We start from the raw sequence: 5,551 nt of genomic DNA on the forward strand, positions 1-5,551 counted from the left end.
AGGCGGTCGAGCGGTTTCCCCTGGTGTCGGTCCCGCAGGCCCGCGCCGGCGACTGAACCCCACCTCGCCGAGACAGGCTCCTACCGGGGTCCCCGCATTGCGCCGGAGGCGCCCGACGGTTCTCCCAGGAACCTCGCCGGGGGCGAGGTGACGGAGACCCCGGACGGCGCCCTAGGCCAGGGGTCCCCGCATGGCGCCGGAGGCGCCATGCGGGGCAAGGCGGGCGACCGGATGCCGGTCCCGGTCGAGGCGGACGTCGGCATCCCGGACGCGGGCCAGAACGGCGAGGAAATCGGCCCGTGGAATCTCCACCGCACCCAGGTCGATCAGATGCGGGGTCGCGATCTGCACGTCCAGCAGTACCCCGCCGGCCGCGGTGAACCGGGCGTCGAAGTCGGCCAGAGCCACCTTGGAGGCGTCGGTCCGGGTGCGGAACATCGATTCACCGACGAACACGCCGCCGACGCCCACTCCATACATGCCGCCGACCAGCTCGTCGCCCTCCCAGACCTCGATGCTGTGTGCCCAGCCCAGGGCGTGCAGCTCGGCGTAGCCCTCGACCAGTTGGGGAGTGATCCATTCGGAGGTACCGCCGCGGCGGCAGCCGCGGACGACGTCGACGAAGCGCTCGTCGACGGTGGTGGTCCACCCGCAGTTACGCAGCCGCTTGCGCAGTGTCCGGTTGACCCGCAGCCGGCCGATCGGCATCACGGCCCGGGGGTCGGGGCTCCACCAGGGCAGGTCCAGCCCACCGGGACGGTGCGGGGGCAGATGGGGGATGCGTCGGGCGGCCACCGCCGCCCGCAGGATCTCGCGCAGCCACCCCCCGCCCCCGCGGGTCCCACTGCTCGCGTCGTCGCTGTCGTCCCCGTGGGCCTCGTCGTCCCCGTGGGCCTCGTCGTCCTCATGGACCTTGCCGCCGTCGGCCTCGTTCGCCGGCCAGGGGAAGGCGCCGGCCCGGTAGGCGCCGATCAACGTCGCCGGATCCAGCTCACCGCCGACGGCGACCGGGGCTTGGCGGGGGCTGCTCAGCAGCGAGAACCCGTCCCATACGGTGGGGCCGAGATCGCGGGGCGGCGCCGTCAGCGCCACGACTTGACCGCCGGCGTCCGATCCGGGGCGACTGGGGCGTTCAGCACGGCACTCTCCATCGTCGGGGAGAGATCGCCGGGACATTCCTCCGTCCGGCCGATCGTCTCCGGATCGATCATGCCAGCCGACGGCGCCCGTCGCCGCAGTTGTTCGGTCACCTGCTCAGATGGGCCCGGATGGCCGAGGAAGTAGCCCTGAGCCAGGTCGCAGCCGAAATCCCGCAGCATCCGCATCGCTCCAGCGGTCTCCACGCCCTCGACGACGATGCGCAGGCCGAGCGCGTGGGCGAGCCCGACCGTCGAACGGACGATCGCCTCGGCCCGGCCATCGACCTCCATGCGCTGGATGAATGACTTGTCCAGCTTCAGCACGTCAACGGGCAGCTCCCAGAGCCTGGCCAGGGAGGAGTACCCGGTGCCGTAGTCGTCGACGGCGATTCCGATCCCCAGGTCGCGCAGCTCCCCGAGTACGGCGGCCGTGCGGACCCGGTCGAGCATCAACGTGGTCTCGGTGATCTCCAGCTCGAGTGCCGTCGGGCTCAGCCCGAAGCCGGAGAGCATGCCGCTGACCTGTTCGGGAAAGCCACGGTCCAGCAGGTCCGAGGCGGACAGGTTCACCGCCACCGCTACGTCGAATCCGGCGGAGTGCCACTGCCGGCACTGGCCCAGGGCGGTCTCAGCACCTCGATGGTCAGCATCCGGATGAAACCGGCCTGTTCGGCCAGGGGGACGAATTCCTCTGGCCCGAGCAGGCCGCGGCTGGGATGCCGCCAGCGGACCAGGGCCTCCACGGCATTTGCCTGCCCGGAATCGAGGTCGACCTTGACCTGGTGGTGCACCTCCAGCTGGCCGGTGCCGAGCGCCGCGCGCAGGGACTCGATCATGTCGAGGCGGACGAGGCTGTTCACGTCGGAGCCGGGACGGTAGGACTCCACGCCGGTGCGGCCCGACTTCGCGGCATACATGGCCACGTCCGCACGCTGCAACAGGATGTGGGCGTCCTCGGCGTGGTCGGGGTACACGGCGGCGCCGATGCTCGCGCCGACGTGCAGGGTCACCCCGCCGACGTCGAAGGGATCGCCGAGCACGGCCAGCACCCGGTCGGCGACGCGTTTCGCGGCCTCGATGTCCGCGTGTTCGAGCAGGACCGCGAACTCGTCGCCGCCCAGGCGGGCATGCAGGTCGCCGGGACGCAGGGCGTCGGAGATACGGGTTCCGACCTGCGCCAGTAGCGCGTCGCCCACCTGATGCCCCAGCGAGTCGTTGATCTCCTTGAACCGGTCAAGGTCCAGCAGGAGGAGGGCGAAGGTGCCCACCCCGGTGGCGCGCTGCTCGGCCTTCGTCAGCCGTTCGATGAAGCCACGCCGGTTTGCCAGGCCCGTCAGCTCGTCAGTGCGGGCCAGCACCTTGCTTTCGGCGAGCTGCTGGACCTCGATGAAGGTGAACGCGGCGCGGGCCAGGGCCGTCAGCACCGTGGCCGCGGCGAGTCCGACGGTGACCTTTGGCAGCTGGACCGTGGCGCCGAGGACGAGCAGACCGAGCGCGATCACGGTGAGCACCAGTGGGACCGCGATGACGCCCCAGCCGGACATCTTGGCCGGTGGGTGCCAGCGCGGTCGCAGCCAGGCGGCCAGGGCCGGCATGAGCACCGAGAACAGCCACAGCGTGCCGAGGAGGCCGGACCCGGGGTCCTTGTCCGTGGTGACGATGACCAGCAGGAGTGAGTCGGCTATCGCGAAGCCCACCAGCCCGATGCCCAGCAGCCACCACAGCCGGCCGGGATGCCAGCCCAGTAGGCTGAACACCGTGACGATCAGCAGGATCAGCAGCAGGTCGGCGAGCGGATAGATCAGGTTCGCCGTCATCGTCCACGCGCTGTAGCGCGGATACGCGTTCGCCATCGCCACGCCGATGCCGCTGGTCAGCGCGGCCACGCCGAGCAGGCCGACGAGCGCGTCCATCCAGACGCTCGTGTGCAGCTGGAGCACTCTTCTGCGTAGCAGGAGGATGACGGCGACATAGCACGCTGGATAGAAGAGCAGCCAGCCGAGATCGGCCAGCGACGGCCCGAGGTCGTCGTCCTGCCGGCCGGCGACCGCCGCGTTGTAGTAGATCGTCGCGCCTCCGTAGCTGATGAGCCCGGTGCCGAGCAGGGCCCAGGGCAGGCGTTCGCCGCGGATCAACACCGCCCGCGACAGGCAGATCAGGCCCGAGCCGAGGGCGACGCCGTAACGCAGCGACCCGGTCTCGTTGCCGATGTGGGGCACGGTGACGAACGCGGAAACGGACAGGTAGACCGTGGCGACGATCAGGACGAGCTGGGCAATCCGGATCAGACGGAACCGGCACGGGGGAGGGAGAGAGGCGGTCAACCGGTCATCCCCCCGCAGAGTGGTGGAAACCTGTGCACGTGCCCGGCATCGTGCCGACGGCCATCGCCCGGTGCCGCGGCGACGACACCAGCGGCACCGACGGCCGTTTTGCCGGCCGGTTCGCCGAAAAATATGATCTTTTATGGGTGCGCCGTGGGCGGGCGATGGTGGCGACTCCCCCTCCGGCCCCTCTCCGGTGCCGCCATGGTGCCGACTCCGCAGATCCAGTAATCGACCGGCGCCGATGGCGACCGGTCCTGCGGGAGGAGTAGGGCTACCTCCGTCGAGGGAAAGGGTACGGACACCCCGGAGGTCCCGCCACCCGGGCCTCATGTGACCATCATGACGGAGGCTTGGCCGGGCATGCCTACATTCTCGTGCATCTCAGCCTCTTGTCATTTATATATCGAAATTTGTTGCGATTTGCGGGCGTGGCGTTGGGTTCGGGTGGGGTGACCGCGCGCAGGCGTGGTCGTGTCGTCGACTCATCACGTCAGGGAGTCCCGATCATGATCACCGCGGCCGGAGGCTGTCGCCGCGCGACAGATGGGAAAATATCGGCTATGTCCCGCTTTCCGCGCTGGAGGCGGGGGAGGAGCGCACATGCGGATCGGTCTGCAACTACCCGACTTCACCTCCCCGCACGGTTCCGGGCGGCTCGGGGAAGATCTGGCCGAGGTGGTCCGCGTGGCGGACACGGTCGGATTCGACTACCTGGCCGTCATGGACCACTTCTTCCAGATCGCGATGGTCGGTCCGGTCGAGAACGAGATGCTGGAGGCGTACACGACGCTGGGTTTCCTGGCCGCCCACAGCCGCCGCGCGAAGCTGCTGACCCTGGTCACCGGGACGGTCTACCGGGCGCCCGGCGCCCTGGCGAAGATCGTCACGACGCTGGACGTGCTCTCCGGCGGGCGGGCCTGGCTGGGCATCGGCGCCGCCTGGTACGAACAGGAGGCGGTCGGTCTCGGTCTGCCGTTCCCGCCGCTGGCCGAGCGGTTCGAACGGCTGGAGGAGACGCTGCAGATCTGCCTGCGGATGTGGAGCGGTGACGAGAGCCCCTTCTCTGGCCGGTACTACCAGTTGGCCCGTCCACTGAATTCGCCGCGGCCGCTGACGCGGCCGCATCCACCCATCCTGATCGGTGGGGGTGGCGAAAGGAAGACGCTGCACCTCGTGGCCCGGTACGCACAGGCGTGCAACCTCTTCCCCGGTCCCGATCTGGCGCGCAAGCTCCAGGTGCTGCGTGAACACTGCGAACGCGAGGGTCGGAACTACGACGACATCCTCAAGACCGTGGTCTTCTCCTTTGACGTCGGACCGAGGGGGGAGAATGTGGCGAGGATTCTCGACGAGCTGAACGACCTGGCCGAACTCGGTGTCCAGGCGGTTCTCGGTGGCGTGCGCGACGTCTGGCACGTCGAGCCTCTGCACATACTCGGTGAAGAGGTGATTCCGCGGGTCGCCGGGCTCGCCGAGATCTCCTGACCCAGATCTCCCGACCCAGATCTCCAGGCCGGTCCCGAAAGGGGGGCAGCTCGTTCTCGGCCAGGCCCGTGCGCGGCGCCGGACCCGGGGACCTCCCGTCAGCCCGAGCGGAGCCGCTGGTCATGAGTCCAACGCGTGCCGGCCGCGCTGACCAGGGCAGCCGGCAGGCGATTACCCGGGCAGTCCGGCGACCGGACAGGAAACGGACCTTGAGGGATGTCCAGCGCTCGATTCCGACATTGTCGCCCGTCCGCGCTGTCCGTCTGACTACTCTGCTGGTGGGAGAACTGGCGGGGCAGCGGAACGATGTCGTTGGAACTAGGTCGTCGATGTCGAACGAGAAGCACCCGGGCTGGACTCCGAGTACTCTTCGTCGCTTCCGTGAGGCCCGGGGGCCTGACGCAGGACGGGCTTGCCGAGCAGGTGCGTGGCCTCGCTGGGGGAGAAAACTTCACACCGCCCGCGGCGACCGCGGAAATGGTCCGTCGGCACGTAAGTGTTCGGTGATGTCGTGGGAGGGCTCGCCGAATGCCCGGCCGGCGTTGCCGGTCGGGTGCTGTCGGTGAGGCGAGTTAAGGCGCGGGTCCGTCGTGATCGGGG

At 69.3% G+C, this 5,551-nt stretch carries 4 protein-coding genes; 1 reads left to right on the top strand and 3 read right to left on the bottom strand.

Going from position 1 to position 5,551, the window contains the following annotated elements; translation table 11 throughout:
• Positions 1–171 precede the first annotated feature (171 nt).
• The 3 genes from aat to AC08ON_RS15110 are packed head-to-tail and all read right to left on the bottom strand — an operon-like array spanning position 172 to position 3,463.
• A complete protein-coding gene (aat, locus tag AC08ON_RS15100; RefSeq protein ID WP_476608093.1) occupies positions 172–1,092 on the bottom strand; it encodes a leucyl/phenylalanyl-tRNA--protein transferase in 921 nt (306 codons plus the stop codon).
• Positions 1,083–1,709 carry an EAL domain-containing protein gene (locus AC08ON_RS15105; protein WP_476617194.1) on the bottom strand — a complete coding sequence of 209 codons (627 nt, stop codon included), beginning with the start codon at positions 1,707–1,709 and terminating at the stop codon, positions 1,083–1,085. The genes aat and AC08ON_RS15105 overlap by 10 nt, the downstream gene beginning before the upstream one ends.
• A gap of 8 nt (positions 1,710–1,717) precedes the next feature.
• A complete protein-coding gene (locus AC08ON_RS15110) occupies positions 1,718–3,463 on the bottom strand; it encodes a putative bifunctional diguanylate cyclase/phosphodiesterase (RefSeq protein ID WP_476617195.1) in 1,746 nt (581 codons plus the stop codon).
• Between the two features lie 603 nt (positions 3,464–4,066).
• On the opposite strand from AC08ON_RS15110, the gene AC08ON_RS15115 reads away from it, so the two are divergent.
• Positions 4,067–4,951: an LLM class F420-dependent oxidoreductase gene (locus tag AC08ON_RS15115; RefSeq protein ID WP_476608094.1), complete on the top strand. Its 885-nt coding sequence runs from the start codon at positions 4,067–4,069 to the stop codon at positions 4,949–4,951.
• Positions 4,952–5,551 lie beyond the last annotated feature (600 nt).

The sequence above is a fragment of the Frankia sp. CoWAU3 genome (assembly GCF_977971855.1).